2 protein-coding genes are annotated in these 1,544 nt (G+C 40.4%); one reads left to right on the top strand and one right to left on the bottom strand.

Annotated elements, in window-relative coordinates:
- On the bottom strand, window positions 1–359 hold a 359-nt coding region (locus tag B2400_RS02335; protein ID WP_293930556.1), incomplete at its 3' end, for a DUF937 domain-containing protein.
- 67 nt (window positions 360–426) lie between these two features.
- Here B2400_RS02335 and B2400_RS02330 point away from each other — a divergent pair.
- Window positions 427–1,527, top strand: a complete 1,101-nt coding sequence (locus B2400_RS02330) for a DUF2891 domain-containing protein (protein WP_293930554.1) — start codon at window positions 427–429, stop codon at window positions 1,525–1,527.
- The last annotated feature ends 17 nt before the right edge of the window (window positions 1,528–1,544 follow it).

The raw sequence follows: 1,544 nt of genomic DNA, 5'->3' as shown, positions 1-1,544 counted from the left end.
ATACCTGCAATTTTTTTAATATCTAATCCTGTTTTTGCAGATAGCGTCTCTTTAACATTGTCGGTATTTCTACCGAACATATGGTTTACGATCTTATCCTCGTCTTCCGTAGGACCTTGGTTGAACAAGGCACCCAAATTGTCAAAGATACTGCCGTTATGCTTGCTATCGATTGCATTTTGAATACCGTTAGCTTGCTCTGGACTCTTGTTTGCGTTGTAGTTCAAAGCAGACATCATCAAAGGTACTGCAGCCGCAACAACATATTGCGCTTTATCCTTGTCTACGCCTAGTTTTTGGGAAATGCTATCTACAGCTTGGGAACCGATATTGCCGGAAATTAAATCTGTGATGTTCATGTTTTGGTTTATTTTATTTTATTATTATAAATTTACTGCTTATAACTCAAATATAAAGCCAAATTAAATGCATATACGGACAACAATTTTAGGGTTAGTATTGATATCTGGTATTTTTACTTCTTGTCAATCAGAAACCGATAAAAAAGAAAAAACTGAAATTGAAAAGACTCATCTTACAGCAACCCTAGCTAAAGATATTTTTGCTCTACCCACTCATTGCTTACAGATCGAATACCCTAATAAATTGGGGCAGGTTATTGCTTCAGATGCCGATCTAAAGACTCCGAAAGCCTTGCGCCCTGTGTTTTACGGATGCTTCGACTGGCATTCGTCTGTTCATGGATATTGGTCTATCGTGAAGTTAATGAAGCAGTTTCCGGAGCTGGATGCCAACGGTGTGGTCCGCCAGGTTCTTAATCAGCATATTACTCCAGAAAACGGGGTCATCGAGAAAGCCTTTTTTGAAGATAAGAATAACTTAGGTTTCGAGCGTACCTATGGATGGGCATGGCTCTTTAAATTGCAGGAAGAGCTGCATACCTGGAATGATCCGGATGCCAAGCGATGGGAGCAGGCCTTACAACCGTTGGTAGATCTTTTGGTAAATCGCTATAAGGAATATTTGCCAAAGCAAGTTTACCCAATACGAACCGGACAGCACGACAATACAGCCTTCGGACTCTCACTGTCGCTAGATTACGCGCGCACCGTGGGAGATAGATCCTTCGAAGCAGTGATCAAAGAACATAGCCTTCGTTATTTCAAGCAGGACGTTAATTGTAACCTTGCTTATGAACCAAGCGGAAATGATTTCCTTTCTCCTTGCATGGAAGAAGCTTTTCTGATGAGCAAAATTATGGATAAGCAAGAATACAATGCTTGGCTAAAGACTTTTATGCCCGCTCTATTTGATAAAGACTTTAAATTAGAACCTGCCGTTGTAAAAGATCGTACCGATGGTAAATTGGTTCACCTTGATGGTCTAAACTATAGCCGTGCTGCCTGCTTATTTGGAATCGTAAAACAAATTCCAGAACTAGAAAGCCTGAAAGCAATTGCCGAAAACCATATCGCATTTTCTATCGGAAATATCTCCGCAAAAGATGATTACATGGGCTCACACTGGCTAGGAACGTTTGCGTTGTATGCGCTTAGTGGTAGCTAGTAGTTAGTATTTAGTAG

Origin of the sequence: Sphingobacterium sp. UBA6645 (assembly GCF_002455685.1) — a bacterium.
Lineage (GTDB): Bacteria > Bacteroidota > Bacteroidia > Sphingobacteriales > Sphingobacteriaceae > Sphingobacterium > Sphingobacterium hotanense.
This window is presented reverse-complemented; position numbering and strand designations above follow the sequence as displayed.